This window comes from Pseudomonas sp. Larv2_ips, from assembly GCF_963879675.1.
Lineage (GTDB): Bacteria > Pseudomonadota > Gammaproteobacteria > Pseudomonadales > Pseudomonadaceae > Aquipseudomonas.
In genome coordinates this window covers 1,067,598-1,092,553 of sequence record NZ_CAWOAW010000014.1, presented here as the reverse complement: position 1 = coordinate 1,092,553, position 24,956 = coordinate 1,067,598, and the positions used below count along the sequence as shown (strand labels likewise).

The following is a 24,956-nucleotide window of genomic DNA, read 5'->3' as shown; positions in this document are numbered from 1 at the left end:
GAGATTACGCCGAGAAAAACAAAGGCAAAAATAGTGGTTAGAAAAAATCTGAACATACAAAGGTCTCGCTATTTGGCGGTGCGATTCTCGCACATGGCTGTTTTTAGCCTATCAGTTCACTCAACTGCCCAGCAATAAAAGCGCCGCTTCAACGAAGTTGGATGACCTGTCCTCCCTTCCCCGCCTCTACCCGTCAGCACTCCTCCCCCGCGCCCATCGGCAACCAGCGGGAGACATGAGTGTTGACGAATACAGGTGAACCAACGAATGGAGCTCCCGAAATGCCAAAGATTTTGGATGTGATCAAAACCAAGCAGGGTCAGCTCTTCCTGCTGCTGGATGAAATGCCGCGCCGTGTATACGAGCGCACCGGCAATCTTCTTGTTTCGAGCCACGATGGCTTCTTCGACTTCATGAAGATTGAGCCGGGCACCCGTGATGCGTTTGCGGGCCGTACTTTCACCATCAATCTCGCTGACGGCTCGACACTGGAGTGCAAAGGCCAGGTCTGGGATTGCGGCGGCGATCCTGGTGTCCCCACGCTTCATGCCGGCATTGGCACCCGTGAATCATTGGAAAGTTGCTACGTGTTCAGTGGCACCACCGTCGCGAGGTCGCTGGTAGAGGCTTGGCTTTCCGAGAACAAGCCGAGCAGCCGGTACTACAAGTACGACAAGCGCGAGACCGTCGAGTACTGGGAAGCCATTTACCGCACCGAGGGATGGGGGAATCAAATTTCTCCGGCACGGGCCCGGAAGCTCCGCAAGCGTGGCGCGACCATCTGGCGCGTAGATGGCAGGCCAACCTGGAGCACTCGCTTCGAGAAGCGCAAAGCTCAAATCCTCGCGGACATTGCCTCAGACGCCTAACCCCAAACACTGGAGGTCGCCATGGCTACTCAACTTAGAAGGTCGCACCGACTCAGCAAGCCAAGACTGAAACTTGTCCTGGGCCGCTGGGAGGTGTTTTACGGCTATATCAGCAACATGGCGCTTGTTGACCAAGCTGAGAAGTGGTGCTCGGAGATGAACAGCGGTACGCGCGCACTGACCAGAGCTATGACCAAGATCGCTGCCCAACCCACCGAATAGCACCACCCTGGAGGCAACCATGAACGCAGCATTGAAGATATGCCAAGAGCGTTACGACGCCCAGTTGCCTCCAGAGGTCAGCGAGAGCGATGAGGTGACTGAATGGCTTGAGCATTCGGCGGAGCGCCTGGTGTGCGGCGTCGACATCAAGTGGAAGCGCCGCTACGGCCAGCCGCAGGTTGTGACGTTCGACCGGTTCTGCACTGTCCTGCAAGGCCACCTGAATCAGCGCCAGATCGACGGCCTGGACCAGCGTGATTCGTTTGCCCGACTGCTGCTGTCGGCAATGCTCGGCAGCCAGAGCGATGCCCGCGCCCACGCTGCCGATTTGCTGGGCCAGCAGCGTCCGATTGAGGCGGTCGAGAAGATCGCTGTGGCGCTGCTGAGACCCTATGCCGAAGACGCTGTAGCGGCGGAACGGGAAGAGCGCGAAGACGATGTGGATGCCGACCTATGAGCCCGCACATCCTTATCGATGAGGCACTGGAGGCACTGGAGCATCCCAGCAGTGAACCAGGCGCCCAAGCCGTCGTGGCGCGGATGATCACGAGCATGCTCACCGGCGACGCAATCACCGTCGAAGAATTCAACCACTACTGCCAGCGCCTCCTGAAAGTCACCAGGCAGCGCAAGGAGGCTGCATGACCACCGCACCGGTTAAATCACTGATCGACGAGCAGCTCGACGACGTTGAGTCGAAGCTGATCATGCTGGGCTTCGGCATCCCCTTCAATGAAGTGATTGGCCAACCGCGTGAGCGTGCAGTGGCCACCTTGCCGAAGCGCCTGGCGGCGACCATGAAGGGCGGGCGCATTGCGGTGAGGGTTCGGCCGTGACCACCCGCCAGCGTAACCGGCGTCTACTCATCTGGCGCGGCTCCTTCCCTGCCCTCGCCCTCTTCACCTTCCTGGTGTTGCTCAGCGCCCTCGCTGACCGAATCACTCAATAAATAACACTTTCAATCGCTGCGAGCATCGCGGCAAGGATTCCCCATGTCCGCAGTAATGAAGCAGGACGACAACACGCCTGCGATGTCGGAGGCCGCACTCGTTGAAGTGCTGAGCAGCAGCCTCTACCCCGGCGCAGAAAAGAACTCTGTTGTGATGGTGTTGGCTTACTGCCAGGCCGCGCACCTGGACCCGATGTTGAAGCCGGTGCACATCGTTCCTATCTGGAACTCAAAGACGAAAAAGATGCAGGACACAGTGATGCCCGGCATCGGCCTGTACCGCATCCAGGCTGCGCGCACCGGCCAGTACGCAGGTATCAGCGAGCCTGAATATGGCCCTCCAGTAACTGCGAAGCTGAGCGGCGTAGAGGTCACTTATCCCGAATGGTGTCGTGTGACCGTCAAGCGGCAGATGAGTAACGGCCTGGTTGCCGAATACACAGCCAATGAACGCTGGCTCGAAAACTACGCGACGTCGAGCAAGGACACCGCGGCGCCCAACGCCATGTGGAAGCGTCGAGCATTTGCCCAGCTCGCCAAATGCGCCGAAGCCCAGGCCCTGCGCAAAGCTTTCCCTGAAGTTGGATCGGCGCCAACGGCCGACGAGATGGAAGGCAAAGCATTCGAGGAGCCGGCGCGCGATGTCAGCCCACGACAGCACGCCCAGCCTGAACCGGAAGCGCTGCCCGCCTACTCCGACGAACTGCTGACCGAGAACATCGTGAGGTGGCAGCCATTGATCGACTCGAACCGCACCAGCCCCGAACACCTCATTGCGACCATCAGCAGCAAGTACACGCTGAGCCCGGCGCAGATTGAAAAAATCACCAACCTCAAAGCCCTCGATGGAGATTCAGCATGAAAATTCACAACGTAGCTCAAGGCTCCGCCGAGTGGCTTACCCTTCGCGCTAAGTTCCGCACCGCCTCCGAAGCCCCGGCAATGATGGGCGCCTCGAAGTACCAAACCCGCACAGACCTGCTGGCAGCCAAAAAGACCGGCATCACGCCCGATGTCACGCCGTCTCAGCAGTTCATCTTCGACAAGGGCCACGCTACTGAAGCCCTGGCCCGCCCACTGACTGAAGCGTTGATCGGCGAAGAGTTGTATCCGATCGTCGCGACCGAGGGCAACCTGCTGGCTTCCATGGACGGCGCCACGATGCTCGGCGAGACCCTGTTCGAACACAAGCTGTGGAATGAGTCGGTTGTGGCCCAGGTGAAAGCCGGCGAACTGGCTCCGCACTACTACTGGCAGCTTGAGCAGCAACTCTTGGTCAGCGGCGCTGAGCGGGTGATCTTTGTTTGCTCGGACGGCACGCCGGAGAACTTCGTGCACATGGAGTACCGGCCCGTCGCCGGCCGCGCGGCCCAGTTGATCGAAGGATGGAAACAGTTCGAGGCAGACCTGGCCAACTTCGAGATGGCCGACGCTCCTTCAATCGTCGTCGGCAAGGCACCTGATGAGCTGCCAGCCCTACGCATCGAGCTGACCGGCATGGTCACTGCCAGCAACCTGAAGGTATTTGAAGACTCGGCCCTGGCCGTCATCGATTCGGTGAAAACCACACTCTCCACCGACCAGGACTTCGCTGATGCGAAGAAGGCAGTCAAATGGTGCGGCGATGTTGAAGAGGCTGTCGCCGTCGCCAAGAAACAGGCCCTGTCGCAAACCCAAAGCATCGATGAGTTGTTTTCATCGCTGGATCGCATCAGTGCCCATGCTCGCGAGACTCGCCTGAAAGTCGACAAGCTGGTGAAGGCTCAAGAGCTGCTGGTGAAGACCAACATCAAGCAAAAGGCCGAACTGGCACTGGCAGATCACATCGCTGCAATCAACAAGACGCTGGGCCAAGTCACACTGCCTCATGTTGTTTCGGACTTCGCCGGCGCCATGAAGAACAAGCGCACCATCGCCAGCCTTCAGGACGCGGTAGATACCGAGCTGGCCCGGGCGAAGATCGATGCAAGTCAGGCAGCGGACAGTATTCGCTTGAACCTGACCAGTCTGGCGGAGCTCGCCGTTGATTACGCCTTCCTGTTCAACGACGTGCAGCAGCTGGTGACCAAGGCCAATGATGACCTGGTGACGCTGATCAAATTCCGAATCTCCGAACACCAGAAGGCGGAGAAGATAAAGGCCGAAGCGAAGCGCATCGCCGAAGAGCAGGAAGCCCAGCGGCTGGCAACCATCAAGCCAGAGCCTGTCGTGGAGAAGGTGGCGACACCAGAGCCTGTCCGCACCGCTCCGGTCAAGGCGGCGCCCGTCGGCCAGGCCACAAAGCCTGTGCCGAGCAACACGGTGGAGCAGGTAGCGCTGCAGGCCAACGTGACGGACTTCGAGGCACTGATAAAAGCGGTGGCATATGGTCAGGCGCCGATCACGCTGCTTCTGGTGAACTGGGAAGCGCTCGACTCGATGGTCGCAGCGCAGGGTGCAAACTTCAGCATGGCTGGGGTGACACTCGGCAAGGCGGCAGCATGATCAGCAACCTCAGATCAGATATCGAGTTCCGGCGCGAGAAGGCGCTGGAGCTTTCCAGTCAGGTTCGCCGGCACTTGGCCGCCGGCGGGAAGATCACAATCGGCGAGAGCCCGGCGATCAATCCAGATCCGGCAAAGCGTTCGGAATTCATCGACCCGACAACCATCCTCAAGCGTCGCAAGCCCCCCATCACGCGGGACGAGCGTAAGGCGCTGCGCAAACTTGCGGAGGCTTTATGAGCAAGCGCAAACCCCACAACCTCAAAGCCCGCATTGACCGGTCCTGCCGGTCGCTGCTGGCCGCTAACCACGTCGCAGTGGTCAACATCGACCCCAGTGGCCGCCAGGGCATGATCAATTACAAGTCGCTGAAAAACATCGCGCCGGGGAAGATTGGCCAGGCTGTCTGCGGCATTCCCCACAGGTGGACGATCTACCTCAGCGCCCTCTGCATCGACGCCCGCGGCGACCGATACAGCAAGTCGGTGGAGGTGGCGCCCGATGGCGTTTACCTCTCCGACCACCTGGAAGACGTGATCGAGCATTGCTACAAGAAGCTGCGCGACGAGGCCAACCAGAGCCAGATGGTGGCTTCGGGCTGGATCGCCATACCTGAAGCGATATCGCTGGACGAGGCGCACGCCGCACCGATATTCGAAGCGGTCGGCGCCTGGCGCCAGGTAAAGGTCGACTCATGCGCCGCATAGCCCGCACCCAGCAACGCAAACGTCAAACCTGGCTCGCACTGCCGGCCAGCGGAATTAAAGCCAACCCGGAGAAACAACCATGTCAGTTGCAACCGATACAGCCGAGTTCCTTGAAGAGCTCAACGGTGGCGCCTTCGCCAGCCAGATCGGCCACGCCCTTTCCGAAGTAGCCGCTGGGGTTGTTGACCACGGCAAGGCCGGGAAGGTGGTGATTACCCTGGACTTCAGCCAGATCGGTGAATCGCACCAGGTGAAGATCAAGCACAAGCTCGATTACAAGGTGCCGACCAAGCGCGGTACCCGTAGTGAGAACACCAGCCTCGACACACCGATGCACGTGGGCACCGGTGGCCGCGTGACCCTCTTCGCCGAGAAGCATGACCAGCTTTTCAGTCGCGACGACGCGCCGATTCCTAAGCGCACCTGATCTACCCTGCTCACCCTCCCCCCGCAATCCAAGGAATTATCCAATGTCACTCACCAAAGACGCACTCCAGCTCATCAACGCCAATGCCCTGGACGCCGCCGGAAAGAAGCTTGATACGCTAATCCCTACGGTGGTCCTGTCGGAAGAAGCCAAGATCGTCGATCTGGAGAAGTTCCAGGCCGGCCGTAGCCGCTTCCGTGGCACCTACAGCACCCATTCGCTGGCAGATTTTGGCACCTATATTGTTGAACGCGCAGAACCAGGCGCACGCGGCTTCATTGACCAAGACGCAATGAGCTGTGTTCTGCTGTTCAACCTGGGCACCACCGGCGAACCAGGCCACGCCGATGACCGTGCCGTCCTCAAGCTGAAGCCAACCGCGGGCTACACCGCAGCCCAACAAATCGGCGGACGCGGCATCAGCCAGAAGGACTTAAGCGACTGGATCGAAGACTGGCACCAGTACCTCACGCCGGTTGATGAGGAAGGTAAAGCTATCCCCGTGGCCAAGGCTATTGCAGCCGTTCGAACCATCACGATTAAGGCTTCCAGCGAATCGGAAAGCACGGTAGGCGAGACCAGCGCCAGCCGCAGCGCCATGGATCAAATCGAGGCGCGCAGTAAGGAAACCCTGCCGGTATCTCTGCAATTCAGCACGATCCCGTTCGAAGGCCTGACCGAGCAAGTGATCACTTTGCGTTTGTCAGTCATCACGAGCGGCGCAGTGCCAGTGCTGAAACTGCGCTGGGTAGGTGAAGAAGTGCAGCGCGAAGACATCGCACAGGAATTCAAATCGGTGTTGCAGCTGAATATTGGCGGAGCTGCCGTCTTGTCCCTTGGCGCGTTCGATCCAAAGTAATAATTAGGCCGGGCAACCGGCCTGACTCACACCCTACTGGCTGCAACAGGCGGAGGATTTAATCATCGGTCGGCACGCCCTGTATTTCTTCACGAGAGGGAATCGGTGCACCTGTTGATGCTGCATCTTCACAGGCTCTTACAGCCACAATCAAAAGGCTGGCAATTTCATCGAGCATGCTTGACCACCTTGTGTAGTGATGGTCGCTTTGGCTCGTATCTAAAACTGTCCATGACTGACTCTTGAGGATAGGCCTGGCATCAGCGATTAGCGTCTGAATCAATCCTAGCGCTCTTGATGCTCTTTTAGCAGAATGATTAGGCAGCCTTAGTAGCGTGTACAGGTCGGCCATTGAAATGGAATACGAAAGCCCTTCAAGGTCTTCAAGGCACTTTAGAAAAATTGGTTCTGGATCAGCCGTGCCGGCGCAACGAAAACCTACGACCGCAGAAAGATAAGAAACCTTCCGCTCCAGGGCGGCTAGAGGGCTAAGCATTTTAGCAGCGGCTAGTTCTGAACGATCATTTTCGGACTGTCGGCTTGTATGACCGGCACGAAAAGAAACACCTAACGCAACAACAACAGCGGCCAAAGTACCTACGGCCGACAGCATATCCCACGGCGAATCAGCCACTACTGTCTCCTTGATCCGGCTCCATGCCGGTCACCGGTAATACCCCGACCCAAAATAGATTGCAACTCTAAATCTCATTCGAAAAAGGCTTTCCACGCATCGACAGCGGTGGGTACCAATTGGAGACCAGCCGCAACAGCAGCGCAAAAGGCGCCCCGCGCGCTCAGATCACTTTGTTTCATAGTTGATGCATGCATAGCTATTTTCTGTCCTCGTGATTCAATCCCAATTTCATCTTGATTGGTGGGTACGTCGGCAAACAGAACCACCGCTTTCGAAGATGAATACCAGAATAGGCAAGAGCTGATACCAGCGATCACCGATCCCAGGCCACACAAAGCTTTCAACATCGCTACGTCCATACAACTCGCTCCTTAAAACCCAAATCAAACGACATCCCAAACCAAATTGCCACCACCACTAACGGAGGGCGGCGCCCACTGGAGATAATCCATGGACGAAAACATCAAGATCCTGATCCCGGAGATCCCGGGTGAGTGGACCCAGCGCCAGCGTAACGGCAGCCTCAACGTGTGGAACGGGGCGGATCATCACAGATTTCACCCTACCACTACTGGCCTGCCTGAAGTCAGCCTGCGGCCCCCGGAAAATGGCCTGTACGCCGAGCGAATCGATGGCGCCTGGTACTGGGTTTCTGGTTGCGCCAGGTGCAACGGAAACGGTGAGAAGTACAGCTACTCGGCGTGCGATAAGCACAACGTTTGCCGCCTGTGCAGCACTCACCGCTCGAAGCTCACGGAAACACCATGGGGCCATCCTGACGGCTTCACCTGCAAACCTTGCCACGACGCAGAAGACGCCATTGCGAAAGCCGCCGCGCTGGCCAAGGTCGCCGAGACTGAGTATTACGAGTGGGATTATCGCAGCCAGGACGAATGCAAATGCCCGCATTGCGTCACGGTCATTCACATCGAGTCTGAAGATTACGGCGCCAAGAAAATGACCTGCGACACCTGCGGCGGCGAGTTCGAACTTGTCACCGAGTACACAACTCAGTTCACCACCACTGTAATTGGCGAACGTCTCACCGCCTGATCCGCCTCCATGCCGGTCACCCGTAATACCCCAACATGGACTAAATTGGGACCACTGGTCACAGAGTAGGGGCCGCCTTAAGCTGATCGACGACCAGCTCTGATAAAGGCGCGACTCCATAGTGCGATAACGCCGATTATGAATGGAGGCCAAAAGACCAAGGCGTCCTTGTGGATGTTGGAGATGTCCTCCAGATCTATTTTACTGGAGATTCCAAGTACAAGGATCAGCAGCCCCAAGACCAGCGCAAGCCAACCAACTATCCATAACGTTTTCTCCATTAAATTAAGCTGCGCTTCGTTCATGCCATTCCTTGATCTAACCCTGTACCTTTAACCCCAATACCCCATATCAACGAATCAAGCCAACTTGATCGCCTAGCTGATCGAGCTCTACAGCATCGTACTGATGACGTCTGAATTCCCATAAGAGCTGAAAGTAGATGATTGCCGATTCCATATCGGATCGGCTCTCGAAACGTTCTGCGTGCCTAGGATCGATGCAAAGGCGCCGATTGCCGTCACCACTTTTTGCTTCGCTGTAGAAAACCTCGCTGCCTGGGCTCGTAATTCTCAAAATCCATCTCACACCATACCCCGTTCGTGAGCGCGAATTGCTCATCTCTAACTTCTTCAAGAATGAATAGCTTAGTTCAGCGAGGTTACTCCATGTCCGCACAAAAGAAGAAACACCTCTTCGATTTCAAAACCCAATACTTACTCGGCTTCAACCCTCAGGACGATGAGATCGTTGTCGATTTTTTCTGCGGTGGTGGCGGAGCCGGTACCGGGCTGGAGATTGGCCTGGGCCGCACGGTGAACGTGGCGAAGAACCACAGCCCGCAAGCGATCAGCATGCACACAGTCAATCACCCTGGCGCCCGGCACTTCACCACCGACGTGTTCAAGGGTGATCCGGACACCGAGTGCGGCGGCAAGGCCGTCGGCTGGTTCCACATGTCGCCGGACTGCACCCACCACAGCCAAGCCGCCGGGGGTCAGCCGCGCAAGCGCGAGATCCGCAACCTTTCGTGGATCGGCCTCAAGTGGGCAGGCATGAAACGGCCCCGGGTGATCAGCCTGGAGAACGTGAAGCAGATCCTGCAGTGGGGCCGCTTGGTCGCCAAGCGCGACAAGGCCACCGGCCGGGTGGTGAAACTCGGCGGCGACGTTGCGGCGCCTGGTGAGGTTGTGCCGGTGGGCCAGCAGTTCCTGATACCCGACCCGAAGCAGCGCGGCCGCACCTGGCGCCGCTTCGTGGCCCTGCTCGAGGGCATGGGCTATGTCGTGGAGTGGAAAGTCATCAAGGCCTGCGACTTCGGCGCGCCGACCAGCCGGGAACGTCTGTTCATGATCGCTCGGTGCGACGGCCAGCCGATTGTGTGGCCGGAGGCGACCCACGCCAAGAACCCGGCCAAGGGTCAGCAAAAGTGGAAGACCGCCGCCGACTGTATCGATTTCTCCGACCTGGGCAAGAGCATCTTCGGGCGCAAGAAAGACCTGGCCGAGGCCACCCTGAGCCGTATCCGCAAGGGCATGAAGAAGTTCGTCATCGACAACCCTGCGCCGTTCATTGTCCCGATCGCGAACTGGTCGGGCGAATCGGTGCAGTCAGCCGGCGAGCCGCTGCGCACCATCACCTCCTACCCAAAGGGCGGCGCCTTCTCGGTGGTGAGTCCAATCATCGCGCCGGCAACGCACCAGGGCAGCGATCGCATCAATGACCCGCTTCAGCCGCTGCCCACGGTAACGTGCGCGAATCGCGGCGAGCTGACACTGATCAGCCCGTTGATGGTTGGGGCCGGCGGCCCGGAGTATTCCGGCAAGCCGGTGAGCGTCGACCAGCCGACCGGTACGGTCACGACCCAGAACCACCGCGCGATCGCAGCGGCGCACCTGGTGAAGTTCCGCTTCGACGACGCGGGCAAGGCGCTGGACGAGCCACTGCCAACCATCACCAGCGGTGGCAACTATCAGCGCCCGGCCGGCGCAGCCCACGCCATGGGCATATCCACGGTGTTCATGGCCCAGATGAATGGCGGCTTCAACACCACGGTCGCCAAGAGCATCGAAGAACCGATGACCACGGTGACAAACACTGGCAGCCAGCAGCAGTTGGTCAGCGCGACTTTAATCACGAACACCACGGGCCATGCTCCCAGCGATCTTGCCGGGCCAGTGCCGACGGTGACCACCGGTCAACACCACGCATTGGTTGCAGCTAACCTGGTGCACATGCGCGGCAACTGCGATGCACGGGATGTAAATGATCCGCTGCACACCATCAGCGCCGGCGGCCAGCACCACGGGTTGGTCAGCGCGTTCATGGAACGGGCATTTGGCGGCAGCGTTGGCCAGGGTCTGGAAGAACCCGCGCCGACGATCACCGCCGGTGGCGGCGGTAAGAGTTCCTTGGTGTCGCTCACCCTGTCGCCTGAACACGAAGCCGGCGCCCTGCGCGTTGCCGCCTTCCTGACCAGCTACTACGGCACGGAGAACATCAGCGCATGCGACTCGCCGGCGCCGACCATCACCACCAAGGATCGCCTGGCCATGGTCACCGTGATGGTTAAGGGCACGCCCTACGTAATCGTCGACATCTGCCTCCGGATGCTGAAGCCGTCCGAGCTGTACAAGGCCCAGGGCTTCCCCGCCGACTACATCATCAGCCACGGTGCTGACGGCAAGCCGTTCACCAAGACCCAGCAGGTGCACATGTGCGGCAACAGCGTCAGCCCGCCGCCGATGGCTGCGCTGGCTCGGGCCAATGACCCGTGGCGTGTGGCTGAGCGTCAGGCCGTTGCTGCTTAAACGCCCTCGGCAATCAACCGGGCCCCGACCTCACGCCCGGCAACCTGCGCCAGGCCACGGTCAACATAGGTTTGGTCACCCACAACAACCGGCACTACCACCTCACCACCACGCTTTACCTCGACGTTGATACGCCAGGTCTCCCGGCCTTCCTCGTCCTTGTCGCACTCCATGTAGTTCCAAACCTGAAAGCCTTCGATCTCATCGTAAATATCGTGCTTGGTCATGGTCCAGCCCATTTAGAGGAAGGGGTCATCGTAGCACTCCACCCCGGGCATGGCCCGGCAAGGACTCCCCATACCGACAGAAAAGCAATTCTTCGCCGAGCGTTAGTGAATCTGGTTTACAGATTCATCCAGAGGGTTTTCAGGAGAGTTAAGAAAAGAGTTCCAAGCCTCGAAAGCATCGTGATGGCGCAGAGTTGCGGCTTCCCAGGCAGCCCCTACTACTTCCTTAGCGGAAACCATCATCATCATTTTGCTGGTGGCCGCGTCGAGTTCGATTAAGAGCTGGCGAGATTTGAATCTGAAGTCATCTATTCCGCTCATAAATTCGCCTTGCGGCGGGTATTGCCGGAGGCCCCGGAATGTTCCCACCAAAGCAGTGACATCTAATTACATGTGCGCATTCAAATAGAGCGATGAGCGGTCACGTAGACTACTCAGATATCGACCGAGGGAGCTTTGAAAACTTACGCGTATTCAGAGCTTCTTCCCTGGAGGTAGTCCAGAGTTCTTTTGCTCTGGATATGCCCCACTCCATCGCTTGCGTCATAGTTTGGCCAGGCCGTGAGTCAAACGACTCCTCAAAAATCATAATTCCTTTCGGAGCGTATAACCCAAGAAACAGCTGCACAGCGCCTGTGCTTGAAGTCCGCACCTGAACGTTGACCTGAGCGCCGTCAGCAAGACGCTCATCTTTGGTTCGGCAATGAAGGTGCGGATTTGCCCAAGTCCAAAAGGTTCTACCGCGAGTGAACATTTCCGAGCCCCCCAAAGCGCCGGAGTATGGGCCTATTTCGCGGCTTTGAGTGCGATGTACTTATATATTTCTGCTTATCCCCTCCCCCTTCAAATTCAGCCGCTATAGCGGCAAGGATACCTATGCGCCTGAAGAAAGCTGAGCGCGAGCAAGTGCGCCTGAAGTACGGCGGGCGCTGCGCCTACTGTGGGGTGCTGCTGGGTGACCGATGGCACGCCGACCACCTCGCACCTGTCGTGCGTGAGCTGCTGTCCAAGCAGACCGCCGCTGGCACGTGGAAGCTGGTATCGGGCAAGCCACTGCGACCCGAGCATGACGTGCTGGAGAACATGATGCCTGCCTGCGCGCCCTGCAACATCAGCAAGGGCGGTCAGACGCTGGAAGGTTGGCGCAGCTGGATCTCAAGACACGTCGAGTCGCTGAACAACTACACCCCAATCTACCGCCTGGCCAAGGCATATGGCCTGATCGCCGAGACCGGCGCGCCGGTGGTGTTCCACTTCGAAAAGGAGCAGCAGCCATGATCGCCACCCTCTGGTTCGCCTACGTCTTCATCTACAAGGGGCCGAGGCCATGAAAGAACATCGCGTTTTGATCGGCGACTGCATTGAGTCGATGCGGACGCTTCCGGATAACAGTATTGACAGCGTGGTCACCGATCCGCCCTACGGTATTCGCTTCATGGGCAAGAGCTGGGATGGCGAAGACATCGAGGCTCGAGCCGCTTACCGAGCCAGCATGCCTTCACACGCTTCGACCTGCGGTCCGAATGGTGGTCACAGGTCAGTGGCCGCCGAGGCCGGCAAGTATGACCTGACACCCGAAGGCATGCGCGCTTTCCAGGCCTTCACGCTGGAGTGGGCAACCGAATGCCTGCGAGTGCTCAAGCCGGGCGGTCACCTGCTCTCGTTCGCGGCGGCACGCACTTACCACCATATGGCGGTTGGAATTGAAATGGCCGGGTTTGAGATCCGCGACCAGATCATGTGGGTGTTTGGCTCAGGCTTCCCGAAGTCGCACAACCTGAAGGGCGATCGCGCTGGATGGGGTACCGCACTGAAGCCAGCGCACGAACCAATCTGCATGGCGCGCAAACCATTCTCTGGAACGGTCGCATCGAACGTTGCCGAGCACGGTACCGGCGCCCTGAACATTGATGCTTGCCGTGTTGACCCTACGGGCGAGCGACTCGGCGGCGGAGATGAGAGCGGGAAAGTATCTAAGCCGGAAGGCTGGGTGAGACCCTGGATGCATGACACAGAACACGTAGCGGCCCACGGCAAAAAAGTTACCGCCAACGTCGACAAGGCCAGCCGCTTGGGTAGATGGCCGGCGAATCTGATACATGACGGAAGTGATGCCGTACTGGCCATGTTCCCTGACGCACCTGGTCAGCTCGCCGCTGCCAGCACCAGCGACACACAGCGGGCCGGACAAAACTGCTACGGCAGGATGAAGCGAGGGCGAGCGACGGAGGCGAGTGCAGGCAGCGAGAATGGCGGTATCGTTGGTTTTCAGATGAAGCCCGGCGATCGTCGGCTGGATACCGGCAGCGCTGCCCGCTTCTTCTACTGCGCAAAGACCAGTCGCACCGATCGGCACGAAGGGATGGTCAACCCAGGACCTCAGTTCAAGATGGGCACCACCCTGCGAAAGGTCGAGACGACTGAAACGAAAGGCAACAACCACCCAACCGTCAAACCTACCGACCTGATGGCATACCTGCTTCGACTGGTGACACCGCCCGGCGGTGTAGCGCTGGACCCATTCATGGGGTCGGGCAGCACCGGCAAAGCAGCAATGCGCGAGGGCTTCGAGTTCATCGGCTGCGAGATTGACGAGCAGTACGCGGCGATCGCCCGAGCACGCATCGAATTCGAAGTACTCCGGCAGCAAGAGCAGAAGGTCGAATCAGACCAACTCGATCTGTTCGCAACAGCCTAACCCCAATCCCCCTAAATGCCTGGCGGTGAGCGGCATCAGGGCAACTGGCTGTCTACCCAACGCTCTGCGGCCGCCATCGCATCACCCAGCGCTGCCGGGTAGTCAGGCCACGGCCCCTTCAACTCAGCAGCAACCTCACCTAAGCCATCAATGAGTGCCGGCTCGATGATCTTGGCAGCAACAGGAGAATCATCGTTCGGGCGGCGCCAGTCGAACTTGAGGAACATTACGTGGCAGCGATAGGCGTGCGCTATTGGTGCATCGAAGTTGTGTGACACGTCCATGCCTCATCACGAACTTAGTTGAGCCCCTTTTGTACACAAAACCTCACGCATTTTAAATATCAGCAAAACGCCATCACTCCATTCCCCTACGGGCCTGTCGGTGAGCGGCGGGCGAGGTGCTCACCCAGAAGGTTCAGCCTCGCCATCCGTGGGCCGGTAAAGAGCGTTCCCTTCTGAGTGAGCGTGGCAAAGATACTCCCAAATAACAATCACTATCAAAAAATCCGATAGCCGCCCAGCGCGGCAAGGACACCACATGTTCGCATTCAAAGTCACCCTGATCCTGCTGGGCACTTTGCTGTACCTCGTCGGCAGCGGCGGCTGGCTCTTTTGGATCGCCCCACGCCTTCTGGCGGACGGCGGAACGGCCGACATCCTCTACGCCTTCGCCGGCGCCTGCGGCTGGATGCTGATCACCTTCAGCGTGGTCATTCACTTCATCAAGACAGCGCGGCCCACGGCGGCCAGCGGGAGGTAGATATGTCAGCGGCAGAACAACTCAACGATGGCGTCACCGGTGACAAGGTTCCCGAGGCGCAAATGGCCGAAATCCTCGGCACCACCATTGCGGCGCTGCGCTCAAAGCGAGCCAGGAACCAGATACCTCTTGGCGTCTGGAATAAGCATGGCAGCAGGATCATCTACAGCATCAGGAGATATTACGAATGGCTCGAAAGTCAGTGGGTCTGCCCGCAGGAATGGACCTCCACCACGGATCGATCCGCATCCGGTTTATGTGGAACGGCAGCCGGCGCAGTGAAACGCTCCCCTATCCCGCGACACAGAAAGGAATCAAATCAGCCTCACAGGTTGTTGATCAGGTAAAGGGGCTGATCAAGCTGGGGTTGCTCGACGACGACAAGTACGCCGAGCTATTCCCCAGTTCCAGCAACGTCGCCGGCGGGAAGATCAACTTCGGCGAGTACGCTCAGCTCTGGCTGGATAGCCGCGAGGTAGTGGCCGGCACGAAGGGGAATTACAAGGGAGCGCTAAACAGGTACTGGATGCCTGGGCTGGCCCTGGTGCGGATCGACCTGATCACCACCACGCTGCTCCGCCGGGTTATGGCTTCCAGGGAGTGGAAGTCGCCAGGGGTGAAGCGCAACGCGATCTCGAAGCTGTCGACAATACTGAACTCCGCTGTGTCTGAGGAGTTGATCCCAAAGAACCCGGCGGCGATCCTGGAGCTGCCCAAGCGTATTAAGAAGGAAATCGACCCGTTCACCCTAGACGAGGCAAACCAGATCATCGCCAAAATGTACGAGCACAGTCACTGGCCCAGTACGATCTATGCGGCATTTTTTGAGTTTGTTTTTTTTACGGGGATGCGCCTATCCGAAGCCCTGGCGATGCGCTGGGATGCGGTTGACGAAGAGAAGAGGACGGCCCACGTATGTCGCGGGATCGCCTTGGGGGAAGTGGTGGAGCGCACGAAAACCGGCGGAGACCGATTCGTTTTGTTGAATGACCGGGCCATGCACGCCCTGCAATTTGCCAGGGAGTACGCGGAGCGTCGGAAAAAAGGCAAAGGGAAAGTGCTGGAAACGCCCTTCATTTTCCCGCCGTCAAAGAACTCGGAGTACGTGAAACAGACATCTGACCTGCACAAGCAGTGGATTCCGACTTTGAACGCTCTGAATATCCGTCGTCGGCCGCCATACAACTGTCGTCACACCTATGCGACAATATGCATTATGTCTGGCATGAACCCCGCCTTCATCTCCCAGCAGCTCGGCCATAGTGTGCAGATGCTGCTCTCGACTTATGCGCGTTGGATCAACTCAAGCTCGGACTGGAGCGAAATGGAAAAGCTCCAGATTGGTCCCAAATTGGTCCCAGCTCAAATAAGCGCACCCTAAGCTATTGATAGGTAAAGTAATTGATCTCCACAGCTAACATCACCATGCAGTTCGGCGCCAAGCCGCTCTTCGAGAATGTCTCGGTCAAATTCGGCGCCGGCAACCGTTATGGTTTGATCGGTGCCAACGGTTGCGGCAAGTCGACCTTCATGAAAATCCTTGGCGGCGACCTTGATCCGTCCGGCGGCCAGGTCATGCTCGAGCCGAACGTACGCCTGGGTAAACTGCGTCAGGACCAGTTCGCCTACGAAGAATTCACCGTGCTCGACACGGTGATCATGGGCCACGAAGAGCTGTGGAAGGTCAAGGCTGAGCGCGACCGCATCTACTCGCTGCCGGAAATGAGCGAAGACGACGGCATGGCCGTGGCCGAGCTGGAAACCGAATTCGCCGAAATGGACGGCTACACCGCCGAATCCCGCGCCGGCGAGCTGCTGCTGGGCCTGGGTATTCCGCTGGAGCAACACTTCGGCCCGATGAGCGAAGTGTCCCCAGGCTGGAAACTGCGCGTATTGCTGGCCCAGGCGTTGTTCTCCGACCCTGAAGTGCTGTTGCTCGACGAACCGACCAACCACCTGGACATCAACACCATCCGCTGGCTGGAAAACATCCTGACCCAGCGCTCCAGCCTGATGATCATCATCTCTCACGACCGTCACTTCCTGAACAGCGTGTGCACCCACATGGCTGACCTGGACTACGGCGAGCTGCGCCTGTTCCCGGGCAACTACGACGAGTACATGACCGTGGCGACCCAGTCCCGCGAGCAACTGCTGTCGGACAACGCCAAGAAGAAAGCCCAGATCTCCGAGCTGCAATCGTTCGTCAGCCGCTTCTCGGCCAACGCCTCCAAAGCCAAACAGGCCACTTCGCGCGCCAAGGCGATCGACAAGATCCAGCTGGCCGAGGTCAAGCCTTCGAGCCGCGTGAGCCCGTTCATCCGTTTCGATCAGAACAAGAAGCTGCACCGCCAGGCCGTGATGGTCGAAAAAATGGCCAAGGGTTTCGACGGCAAGCCGTTGTTCAAAGACTTCAGCTTCCAGGTTGAAGCAGGCGAGCGTGTTGCGATCATCGGCCCGAACGGTATCGGCAAGACCACCCTCCTGCGCACCCTGGTCAATGAATTGACCCCGGACGCCGGCAGCATCAAGTGGACCGACGCTGCCGAACTGGGCTACTACGCTCAGGACCACGCGCACGACTTCGAAGACGACGTCACCCTGTTCGACTGGATGGGTCAGTGGACGCAAGGCGAACAAATGATTCGCGGCACTTTGGGCCGCATGCTGTTCTCCAACGACGAGATCCTCAAGTCGGTCAAGGTGATTTCCGGTGGTGAGCAAGGCCGCATGTTGTTCGGCAAGCTGATCCTGCAAAAGCCGAACGTGCTGATCATGGACGAACCGACCAACCACTTGGACATGGAATCCATCGAAGCGCTGAACCTGGCGCTGGAAAACTACCCGGGCACGCTGATCTTCGTCAGCCACGACCGTGAGTTCGTATCGTCGCTGGCCACCCGCATCATCGAGTTGAGCGCCAACGGCGTGATCGACTTCAGCGGCACCTACGACGATTACCTGCGCAGCCAGGGCGTGGTGTTCTAAGTAACGCCACTGTAGTGAGCTGGCTTGCCCTGTGAGCTGGCTTGTTGTGGCGAGCAGGCTTGCCCTGCGTTGGGCTGCGAAGCGGCCCTAAAATCAGACACCGCGTTCTGCCTGGCAGAACGCGGTGTTTTTTATTGGGGCTGCTGCGCAGCCCAACGCAGGGCAAGCCTGCTCGCCACAAGCAGCCCGCTCACCATAATAAACCCAGCCATCAAACAAACTAGTTAGCCTGCTTCCTTTTCCCCCACGCCCTTGCCATCATGCCGTCACCGCCCGCCCGCGAACGAGTGACCATGCCTGCCACTGCCCCCACTTCACTGTCGATCACCCTGCAGATCGTCTCCATCGTCTTCTACACCTTCATCGCCTTTATCTGCATCGGCCTGCCGATCGCGGTAATCCCGGGCTATGTGCATGAAAACCTGGGTTTCAGCGCGGTGGTGGCCGGGATCACCATCGGTTCGCAGTACCTGGCCACCCTGCTCAGCCGGCCCATGGCTGGGCGCATGTCCGATAACGTCGGCACCAAGCGGGCAATTGTGCTGGGCCTGGCCGGTATTCTGGTCAGCGGTGTGCTGACGTTTTTCGCGACGCTGGTCGAGAGCCTGCCCGCGCTGAGCCTGGGCATCCTGATCGTCGGCCGGCTGTTGCTTGGCGTGGCTCAAGGGCTGATTGGCGTGGGCACCATCAGTTGGTGCATGGGCGCGGTGGGCGCTGAACACACCGCGCGCTCGATTTCGTGGAATGGCATTGCCTCCTACGGCGCCATTGCGATTGGCGCGCCGCTGGGCGTGGTGATGGTGGCGGATTATGGCTACACCAGCCTCGGCATCGCCTTGACGGTGCTGGCGGCGTTGGGTCTGGTGCTGATCCGCAATAAGCCTTCGGTGCCCGTGGTACGCGGCGAACGGCTGCCCTTTTGGGCGGTGTTCGGGCGCATTGCGCCGTTTGGCACCAGCCTGTGCCTGGCGTCGATTGGCTATGGCACGCTGACCACCTTTATTACCCTGTATTACCTCAATCGCGGCTGGGCCGGGGCAGCGTATTGCCTGACGGTATTTGGCGTGTGTTTTATCCTGTCGCGCCTGGTGTTCATCTCTGCCATCAGCCGTTTTGGCGGGTTCAGTGCAGCGATTGCCTGCATGACCATTGAAACCCTGGGCCTGACGCTGCTGTGGCTGGCGCCCTCAACCGGGGTTGCGTTGATCGGTGCCGGGCTCACGGGTTTTGGCCTGTCGCTGGTGTACCCGGCGCTTGGCGTCGAAGCCATCAAGCAGGTGCCCAATAGCAGCCGTGGCGCCGGCTTGAGTGCGTATGCGGTGTTTTTTGATCTGGCCCTGGCGATTGCCGGGCCATTGATGGGCGCCGTGGCCCTGAACCTGGGCTACGGCTGGATATTCTTTTGCGCCGCGCTGCTATCGGTCACGGCGCTGGGGCTGACCGTGCTGCTCAAACGCCGCGCTTACTGATCAGCGGTCTGCATACCGGCGCGGGTCGCTTGGCCCAGCGTGTGGGAGAAGAAGCGCCCCGCTTCTGAAATCAGGTCGCGGTGGATGCCTTCGCGGTCGACGCCATCGGCATCGGTGCAGATCGCCGGCATCGCCACCAATTGGTCGCTGTCACACGGCGCCATGAACACGAAATGCCCGGCGCCCGCCAACAGTTTGAAATCCGGCGGCTCCGGCAGTTTGCGCGCCAGGGCAGCGGCGTTCTTGTCCACCGCGACCAGTTTGTCGCCGTCGCCGCTGTAAAGCAGCACGGGCACATGCACATCCGCCAGGGTATGGCGGCCAAACATCAGGCTCAACGGCGCCATCAGCATCAAGGCATGAATGCGCGGGTCGGCCTGTGGCTGCAAGTCGTCGCGATCCACCACCAGTTCGCCTTTGGTGGTGCATGCGTCGCGGTCTTCCGGGCGCTCCTGGCAATAACGGCGCAGGCGGTCGAAATCCGGCTTGGCGCCGGCCAGGATCAACGCGGTTTCGCCGCCGGCGGAGTAACCGATCACGCCCACCTGATCGACGTTGACGAACGGCGACAGCATCGGGTCGCCGAGGGTGGCGGTGATCGCTTCGGAGATCTGAATCGGCCGGCCGTACAGGTTACTCACGGTGCCCAGGCGGCTGTGATCCTTGTAGTTGTCGCCAGGGTGCAACACGGCCACCACGACAAACCCCTTGCGTGCCAAAGACGTGGCCAGGTCGTGCAAGGCCAGTGGCGTACCGGTGTTGCCGTGGGACAGCATCAGCATCGGAAAGCGGCCGATGGCGACCTTGGAGTCTTCGGTGGCGGCGACGTGATAGGCGCCCAACGCAGTGCTGTGCTCATCGTCGGTGGACGGATAAAACGCGATGGCTTTCATCGGCTGCAGGTCCAGCGGGTCGAGAAAGGTCATGCGATGGAACCCCACACTCCAATGCGGGTGCGGCGCTGGGGCGGCGTGCACTGAAATCAGGCCACCGAGCAGGGAGAGAACCAAAACAGCACAAAGACGCATCATGGGGATGTCCACCTTTGCTGCGCGACCACGTTCAACACCCGCGGCAGATCTATATGAAAAGTCCATGGTTCAAGGCGCTCACACCGGGTGATAAACCCATGCGTGCATAACCTGGGCCAAAGTAGTGACAGCGGGTAAACGAAAAAACTCCGTATTCCGGTCGTTTGAGGCGATCAGAATACAGAGTTTAGGCGCCCGGCTTCAGATTGGAACCGAGCAGACGCGAAATTTACACAAGCCTTACGCGGCGGCGAACAATTGTTCGTTGATGACAGCGTTGGCGTCGCTCAGGGCTTTGCTGCGTACTTCTTCACCGTAGGCCAGGCCTTGGGCGCGGACGAACTCGATGTCGGTGATGCCAAGGAAGCCAAACACCAGTTTCAAATAGTCTTCGTGGCCGACGTTGCTTGCCTGACCGGCGTGCAGACCGCCCGCAGTCGAGACGATGATCAGCTTCTTGCCACCGCACAGGCCTTCAGGGCCGGCTTCGGTGTAACGGAACGTCTGGCCGGCGACGGCGATGCGGTCGATCCAGGCCTTGAGCTGGGACGGCACCGAAAAGTTGTACATCGGCGCGCCGATCACCACAGCGTCGGCGGCGATGAATTCAGCCAGGGACGACGCGCTCAGCTCAGCCTCGTGCTGTTGTACCGCGTCGCGCAGTTCAGCCGCGGTGCCCAGGGCGCCCAGGGTCAGGCCCGAAAAGTGGCTGATGCCTTCGCTTGCCAGGTCACGGTAAGTCACTTCCACACCCGGCTCAGCCGCTTGCCAGGCCTTGACCACACCAGCGCTGAGCTGACGCGAAGCCGAGTTGTCGCCGAGGATGCTGGAATCGATATGCAACAGTTTCATGCGGGATCTCCAAGTGAGGATCGCGGCTAGGCGATCGAATGGGGTTGATCCTACACATGAACCCAATAAACGATTAGACAGCTTAAATGCGATTGTTCGTCCTGCCAGCAGGACAATCGATTAAACGCCAACATTCAATCCAACAAGGTTATTGCCTGATGCGCTGACGCACTGGATTTCGCCCGCGCTTGGCTTCATTCTCGCCGGCAGATCCGACAGCCACCGGTCACGCCATGCACCCACCCTCTCCCGTCCTGACCAAGAGCCTGACCCTGATCCTAGCCATCTGCTGCGGGTTTTCGGTCGCCACGATTTACTACAACCAGGCCATGCTGCCGCTGATTGCCGACACCTTTGCGGTGTCGACCGCGCACGTCGGGCAGATCGCGATGCTCACGCAGCTCGGTTATGCCTGTGGCCTGCTGCTGTTCGTGCCGCTGGGCGACCGGATCAGCCGACGCACCCTGATCCTGGCCGTGCTGTGCCTGAACTTCATCAGCCTGCTGGCCTCGGCCACAGCGCCGTCTTACACCTGGCTGCTGGTGGCGAGCGGGCTGCTGGGGCTGTCGGGGATCAGCGCGCAGGTGATCATTCCCGCCGCTTCCGACCTCAGTACTCTCGAACAGAAAGGCGCGGTGCTGGGCCTGATGGTCAGCGGCTTGTCGGCCGGTGGCTTGCTGGCCAGGACCGTCAGCGGCGTGGTCAGCGGCTGGCTGGGCTGGCGCGGCATGTTTGCCGTGGCCGCGGCGCTGGATGTACTGCTGTTTATGGCAATTCTGACGCGCATGCCGGTGTCGATCTCCACCAGCAAACTCGCGTATGGCGCCTTGCTCAAATCCCTCTGGGGTTTGGCCAGGCAATATCCGACCCTGCGCCAGTCGGCGCTCAAGGGCGCCCTGGTATTTGGTGCATTGAATGTGTTCTGGGGCTCGATGGCCGCCTTGCTGGCCTTGCCGCCGTATGGCTTTTCGAGTGCCCAGGCAGGCCTGGTGGGGCTCTCGGCCATTGTCGGCATTCTCTGCGCCTCGACCATCGGCCAACAAACCCGGCGCCATGGGCGCTTGCTCGAACGCGCCGGCATCACCACGGTGCTGGTGGCGTTTATCCTGATCTACAGCCTTGGGCTGAGCGGCTGGTGGTGGCCCATCCTGATCGCGGCCACCTTCCTCGACCTGGGTAACCGGACCAACCAACTGGCCAACCAGACCCGCGTATTGGCGCTGGAACCCTCAGCCACCAGCCGCCTGAACACCGTGTTCATGGTGGTCTACTTTATCGGCGGCGCCCTGGGCTCGGCGGCCGGCGCTTTTGCCTCGCAGCACTACGGCTGGCAGGGTCAGGCCCTCACCGGCGCGGCCTTTGCCGGGCTGGCCTTGCTGATGACCCTGTTCAGTGGGACGACACATAAATCGACGCCGACGTAGGCGCCGGCAACGCATAGGTGCGCTTCATCCACTGGATCTCTGCCTGCGGCGTGCGCCCGAAAAAGCGTTTGAACTCGCGGCTGAACTGCGAAGCGCTTTCATAGCCGACCCTGGCACACGCCGTGGCGGCGGTGATGTCGTTGCGCAACATCAATAAGCGCGCCTGGTGCAGGCGCGTGGACTTGAGGTATTGCATCGGTGAGGTGCCCGTGACCGTGCGAAAGTGCGCATGAAAACTCGGCACGCTCATCACGGCTTCCGCCGCCAGGGCTTCCACGTCCAGGTGCTGGTGGTAGCAGCCGTGAATCTTGCGGATCGCCCGCGCGACCTTGCCGAACTGGCCCTGCTGGTTAAGTGCAGCGCGCATCGAGCCGCCCTGCGCACCCGTGAGGATGCGGTAATAGATTTCGCGCACCAGCGACGGGCCGAGGAGCTGCGCGTCCATCGGCACACGCATCACTTCGAGAAAACGCAGCAACGACTCGCTGAGCGGCTCGTCCATGGGCGATGAATACATGCCGCGGGGCTTGGCCTCAACCAGGTCAGGGAAGTCATCCAGCGCCACCATCCATTCGGCGGCGAGGGTAAAATCCAGCCGCAGGTACACCGCCAGCATGGGCTCCTCTTCGCTGGCCTCGGTTTCCATGGTGAACGGCACGGGTACCGAGACCACCAGGTAATGCTGCGCGTCATACAGGTAAATGTCTTCCCCCAGAAAGCCGCGCTTGCACCCCTGGCAGACAATCACAATGCCGGGATCGTAGAGCACTGGCACCCGATGCAAAGGCCGGTTGGAACGCAAAAAGCGCACATCATCCAACGCGGTCAGGTTATAGCCTTCGACAGGCGCCAGGGTGCCCATCAGTTCGATAATTCGTTGGGCACGGCCCATGGTGCAAGGCTCCTGGCGAAAACCGCACGTTACTGCGCAATCGTCGCCGTGGCTATGCACTCATAGGAATAGGCAATCAGCAGATTGGTTTGGATATTCGCTCAAACCGCCCGTTTCCGTAGCCTGAAACACCACGTTCAGCCCTCGGAGATTCCCTCATGATTATCGTCTACAACCCCGCCACCGGTGAAGAAATCGGCCGCGTTGCCAAGAACACCTCGGCTGAGGTCAAAGCGGCGGTCGACCGCACCTGCGCGGCGTTCCCTGAATGGTCTTCGACGCTCGCCAAGGAGCGCAGCGAGATCCTGCGCCGCTGGCACGACGCCGTTAAGGCTGACAAGGAAGCCTTTGCCGAACTGCTGTGCCGCGAAAACGGCAAGTGCCTCACCGAAGCCCGGGGCGAAATCGATTACGGCCTGGGTTTTATCGAGTGGTACGCCGAAGAAGCCAAGCGCGTGTACGGCGACACCCTGCCCACCCACGACCGCAACGCCAACGTGCTGGTGACCAAGGAAGCCATTGGCCCTGTCGCGGCAATCACCCCGTGGAATTTCCCGTTCATGATGATCACGCGCAAAGTCGCTACAGCCTTGGCGGCGGGTTGCACCATGGTCATCAAACCTGCCGAAGACACGCCGCTCACCGCCTTCAAGCTGCTGGAATACGCGCGCAAGGCCGGTATCGAACCCGGCGTGCTGGAAGTGGTGGTCGGCGATCCCAGGGAGATCGGCCTGATCTTCACCGGCGACCCGCGTATTCGCAAAATCACCTTTACCGGCTCCACCGCTGTCGGCAAATTGCTTGCGGCGCAATGCGCGGCCACCCTCAAGAAAATGACCCTGGAACTGGGCGGCAACGCGCCGTTTATCGTGTTCGAGGACGCCAACCTGGATGAGGCCGTCAAGGGCCTGGTCAGCGCCAAACTGCGCAACAGCGGGCAGGTGTGCATCTCGCCAAACCGGATTTTTGTGCAGCACAGCATCCTCGACGACTTCGTCCAACGGGTGCAGGCGGCGGTTGCCAAAATCGACGTGGATCAAGGCCTGCGCGAAGACTTTGTGGTCGGGCCGCTGGTCAATCAACTGGGTTTTGACAAAGTCGTCCGCCTGGTGGAAGACGCCAAGGCCGCCGGCGCCAGCGTGCTGATGGGCGGCAAGCCCCACGCCAGGGGCGGGTTGTTCTACGAACCCACCGTGTTGACCGGTTTGCGCGACGACTCGCCGCTGGCCACTGAGGAAATCTTCGGGCCGGTGTTCGCCTTCTATTCATTCAAGGATGAAGAGGAAGTCATCGCGCGCGCCAACCAGACCGAGTTTGGCCTGGTAGCGTATGCCTACACCCGCGCGCTGGGGCGTTCGCTACGGCTGTCGCGCCAACTGGAGGCCGGGATGGTCATCCTCAATTCCGGTTCGGTCGGCACCGCGTCGATTCCATTTGGCGGTATCAAGCAATCCGGCTATGGCCGTGAGGGCAGCTATTACGGGATCGAAGAGTACGTGCATGTGAAGTATGTGCTGATGGCGGGCGCGCAGTTCTAAGCGTTTAATCGCGTCCAAAGCGAGTCGCCACACGGCGCTCGCTTTTTTGTAGTGGATTT

Annotated in this window: 31 protein-coding genes; 21 read left to right on the top strand and 10 right to left on the bottom strand. The window is 59.5% G+C overall.

The features are described 5' to 3' along the window. Positions 1-281: 281 nt before the first annotated feature. From AACV02_RS11575 to AACV02_RS11525, 11 genes are all read left to right on the top strand, one after another. A complete protein-coding gene (locus tag AACV02_RS11575) occupies positions 282-869 on the top strand; it encodes a hypothetical protein (RefSeq protein WP_119739676.1) in 588 nt (195 codons plus the stop codon). Positions 870-890: 21 nt separating this feature from the next. Then, a complete protein-coding gene (locus tag AACV02_RS11570; RefSeq protein ID WP_119739674.1) occupies positions 891-1,091 on the top strand; it encodes a hypothetical protein in 201 nt (66 codons plus the stop codon). 19 nt (positions 1,092-1,110) lie between these two features. After that, positions 1,111-1,548 carry a hypothetical protein gene (locus AACV02_RS11565; protein ID WP_119739672.1) on the top strand — a complete coding sequence of 146 codons (438 nt, stop codon included), beginning with the start codon at positions 1,111-1,113 and terminating at the stop codon, positions 1,546-1,548. Continuing rightward, a complete protein-coding gene (locus AACV02_RS11560; protein ID WP_119739670.1) occupies positions 1,545-1,736 on the top strand; it encodes a hypothetical protein in 192 nt (63 codons plus the stop codon). The genes AACV02_RS11565 and AACV02_RS11560 overlap by 4 nt, the downstream gene beginning before the upstream one ends. Then, complete coding sequence (locus tag AACV02_RS11555) at positions 1,733-1,927, top strand: hypothetical protein (RefSeq protein WP_119739668.1); 195 nt, start codon at positions 1,733-1,735, stop codon at positions 1,925-1,927. The genes AACV02_RS11560 and AACV02_RS11555 overlap by 4 nt, the downstream gene beginning before the upstream one ends. Before the next feature lie 168 nt (positions 1,928-2,095). Further along, positions 2,096-2,902 carry a phage recombination protein Bet gene (gene bet, locus AACV02_RS11550; protein ID WP_119739666.1) on the top strand — a complete coding sequence of 269 codons (807 nt, stop codon included), beginning with the start codon at positions 2,096-2,098 and terminating at the stop codon, positions 2,900-2,902. Further along, positions 2,899-4,524 carry a YqaJ viral recombinase family protein gene (locus tag AACV02_RS11545; protein ID WP_106577999.1) on the top strand — a complete coding sequence of 542 codons (1,626 nt, stop codon included), beginning with the start codon at positions 2,899-2,901 and terminating at the stop codon, positions 4,522-4,524. The genes bet and AACV02_RS11545 overlap by 4 nt, the downstream gene beginning before the upstream one ends. Further along, complete coding sequence (locus tag AACV02_RS11540) at positions 4,521-4,763, top strand: hypothetical protein (RefSeq protein ID WP_017254546.1); 243 nt, start codon at positions 4,521-4,523, stop codon at positions 4,761-4,763. The genes AACV02_RS11545 and AACV02_RS11540 overlap by 4 nt, the downstream gene beginning before the upstream one ends. Next, positions 4,760-5,230 (top strand): hypothetical protein, encoded by a 471-nt coding sequence (locus AACV02_RS11535; RefSeq protein WP_119739664.1) that lies wholly within the window; start codon positions 4,760-4,762, stop codon positions 5,228-5,230. Before AACV02_RS11540 ends, AACV02_RS11535 begins: the two co-directional genes overlap by 4 nt. Before the next feature lie 79 nt (positions 5,231-5,309). Further along, positions 5,310-5,657, top strand: coding sequence for a hypothetical protein (locus AACV02_RS11530; RefSeq protein WP_119739662.1), 348 nt, complete (start codon positions 5,310-5,312; stop codon positions 5,655-5,657). A gap of 43 nt (positions 5,658-5,700) precedes the next feature. Further along, positions 5,701-6,516, top strand: a complete 816-nt coding sequence (locus AACV02_RS11525; RefSeq protein WP_119739659.1) for a DUF2303 family protein — start codon at positions 5,701-5,703, stop codon at positions 6,514-6,516. Between the two features lie 58 nt (positions 6,517-6,574). Here the strand turns inward: AACV02_RS11525 and AACV02_RS11520 are convergent, their stop codons facing one another. Beyond that, positions 6,575-7,150, bottom strand: a complete 576-nt coding sequence (locus tag AACV02_RS11520) for a hypothetical protein (RefSeq protein WP_119739657.1) — start codon at positions 7,148-7,150, stop codon at positions 6,575-6,577. Between the two features lie 74 nt (positions 7,151-7,224). Then, on the bottom strand, positions 7,225-7,512 hold the full coding sequence (locus tag AACV02_RS11515) for a hypothetical protein (RefSeq protein ID WP_119739655.1): 288 nt from the start codon (positions 7,510-7,512) through the stop codon (positions 7,225-7,227). A 91-nt stretch (positions 7,513-7,603) separates the two neighbouring features. On the opposite strand from AACV02_RS11515, the gene AACV02_RS11510 reads away from it, so the two are divergent. Then, positions 7,604-8,206: a hypothetical protein gene (locus tag AACV02_RS11510; protein WP_119739653.1), complete on the top strand. Its 603-nt coding sequence runs from the start codon at positions 7,604-7,606 to the stop codon at positions 8,204-8,206. A 77-nt stretch (positions 8,207-8,283) separates the two neighbouring features. Here the strand turns inward: AACV02_RS11510 and AACV02_RS11505 are convergent, their stop codons facing one another. Further along, on the bottom strand, positions 8,284-8,511 hold the full coding sequence (locus AACV02_RS11505) for a hypothetical protein (protein ID WP_106577992.1): 228 nt from the start codon (positions 8,509-8,511) through the stop codon (positions 8,284-8,286). A gap of 363 nt (positions 8,512-8,874) precedes the next feature. On the opposite strand from AACV02_RS11505, the gene AACV02_RS11500 reads away from it, so the two are divergent. Further along, entirely contained in the window at positions 8,875-11,016 is a 2,142-nt protein-coding gene (locus AACV02_RS11500) for a DNA cytosine methyltransferase (RefSeq protein WP_119739651.1), read from the top strand. On the opposite strand, the gene AACV02_RS11495 is transcribed toward AACV02_RS11500, so the two are convergent. The 3 genes from AACV02_RS11495 to AACV02_RS11485 all read right to left on the bottom strand — a co-directional run bounded on the left by AACV02_RS11495 (position 11,013) and on the right by AACV02_RS11485 (position 11,997). Then, complete coding sequence (locus AACV02_RS11495; RefSeq protein ID WP_119740807.1) at positions 11,013-11,243, bottom strand: hypothetical protein; 231 nt, start codon at positions 11,241-11,243, stop codon at positions 11,013-11,015. The two genes, AACV02_RS11500 and AACV02_RS11495, sit on opposite strands and share 4 nt — an antisense overlap. A 102-nt stretch (positions 11,244-11,345) precedes the next feature. Further along, positions 11,346-11,564: a hypothetical protein gene (locus tag AACV02_RS11490; RefSeq protein ID WP_119739649.1), complete on the bottom strand. Its 219-nt coding sequence runs from the start codon at positions 11,562-11,564 to the stop codon at positions 11,346-11,348. 109 nt (positions 11,565-11,673) lie between these two features. Continuing rightward, positions 11,674-11,997, bottom strand: a complete 324-nt coding sequence (locus AACV02_RS11485) for a hypothetical protein (protein WP_080752909.1) — start codon at positions 11,995-11,997, stop codon at positions 11,674-11,676. A gap of 122 nt (positions 11,998-12,119) precedes the next feature. Here AACV02_RS11485 and AACV02_RS11480 point away from each other — a divergent pair, with 122 nt between their 5' ends. Further along, positions 12,120-12,521: an HNH endonuclease gene (locus tag AACV02_RS11480; RefSeq protein ID WP_119739647.1), complete on the top strand. Its 402-nt coding sequence runs from the start codon at positions 12,120-12,122 to the stop codon at positions 12,519-12,521. A gap of 49 nt (positions 12,522-12,570) precedes the next feature. After that, positions 12,571-13,941: a DNA-methyltransferase gene (locus tag AACV02_RS11475; protein ID WP_106577984.1), complete on the top strand. Its 1,371-nt coding sequence runs from the start codon at positions 12,571-12,573 to the stop codon at positions 13,939-13,941. 35 nt (positions 13,942-13,976) lie between these two features. Here AACV02_RS11475 and AACV02_RS11470 read toward each other — a convergent pair whose 3' ends face one another. Continuing rightward, positions 13,977-14,225 carry a hypothetical protein gene (locus AACV02_RS11470; protein ID WP_250212143.1) on the bottom strand — a complete coding sequence of 83 codons (249 nt, stop codon included), beginning with the start codon at positions 14,223-14,225 and terminating at the stop codon, positions 13,977-13,979. A gap of 256 nt (positions 14,226-14,481) precedes the next feature. Between AACV02_RS11470 and AACV02_RS11465 the strand changes: the two genes are divergently transcribed. From AACV02_RS11465 to AACV02_RS11450, 4 genes are all read left to right on the top strand, one after another. Then, positions 14,482-14,703 (top strand): hypothetical protein, encoded by a 222-nt coding sequence (locus AACV02_RS11465; protein WP_106577983.1) that lies wholly within the window; start codon positions 14,482-14,484, stop codon positions 14,701-14,703. A gap of 187 nt (positions 14,704-14,890) precedes the next feature. Beyond that, positions 14,891-16,084, top strand: a complete 1,194-nt coding sequence (locus AACV02_RS11460; RefSeq protein ID WP_119739645.1) for a tyrosine-type recombinase/integrase — start codon at positions 14,891-14,893, stop codon at positions 16,082-16,084. 20 nt (positions 16,085-16,104) lie between these two features. Further along, on the top strand, positions 16,105-17,691 hold the full coding sequence (locus tag AACV02_RS11455) for an ABC-F family ATPase (RefSeq protein ID WP_106577981.1): 1,587 nt from the start codon (positions 16,105-16,107) through the stop codon (positions 17,689-17,691). A gap of 293 nt (positions 17,692-17,984) precedes the next feature. Next, a complete protein-coding gene (locus AACV02_RS11450) occupies positions 17,985-19,160 on the top strand; it encodes an MFS transporter (protein WP_119739643.1) in 1,176 nt (391 codons plus the stop codon). Here the strand turns inward: AACV02_RS11450 and AACV02_RS11445 are convergent. Next, on the bottom strand, positions 19,154-20,191 hold the full coding sequence (locus AACV02_RS11445; RefSeq protein WP_106577979.1) for an alpha/beta hydrolase family protein: 1,038 nt from the start codon (positions 20,189-20,191) through the stop codon (positions 19,154-19,156). The two genes, AACV02_RS11450 and AACV02_RS11445, sit on opposite strands and share 7 nt — an antisense overlap. Before the next feature lie 240 nt (positions 20,192-20,431). Then, positions 20,432-21,043 carry an FMN-dependent NADH-azoreductase gene (locus AACV02_RS11440; protein WP_106577978.1) on the bottom strand — a complete coding sequence of 204 codons (612 nt, stop codon included), beginning with the start codon at positions 21,041-21,043 and terminating at the stop codon, positions 20,432-20,434. A gap of 233 nt (positions 21,044-21,276) precedes the next feature. On the opposite strand from AACV02_RS11440, the gene AACV02_RS11435 reads away from it, so the two are divergent. Continuing rightward, the gene (locus AACV02_RS11435) at positions 21,277-22,467 is read left to right on the top strand and encodes an MFS transporter (protein ID WP_119739641.1); all 1,191 of its coding nucleotides are present in this window, start codon (positions 21,277-21,279) and stop codon (positions 22,465-22,467) included. Here AACV02_RS11435 and AACV02_RS11430 read toward each other — a convergent pair. Beyond that, on the bottom strand, positions 22,433-23,359 hold the full coding sequence (locus tag AACV02_RS11430; RefSeq protein WP_119739639.1) for an AraC family transcriptional regulator: 927 nt from the start codon (positions 23,357-23,359) through the stop codon (positions 22,433-22,435). The genes AACV02_RS11435 and AACV02_RS11430 overlap by 35 nt on opposite strands. Before the next feature lie 158 nt (positions 23,360-23,517). Here AACV02_RS11430 and AACV02_RS11425 point away from each other — a divergent pair, with 158 nt between their 5' ends. Continuing rightward, positions 23,518-24,897: an NAD-dependent succinate-semialdehyde dehydrogenase gene (locus tag AACV02_RS11425; RefSeq protein ID WP_119739637.1), complete on the top strand. Its 1,380-nt coding sequence runs from the start codon at positions 23,518-23,520 to the stop codon at positions 24,895-24,897. Positions 24,898-24,956 lie beyond the last annotated feature (59 nt).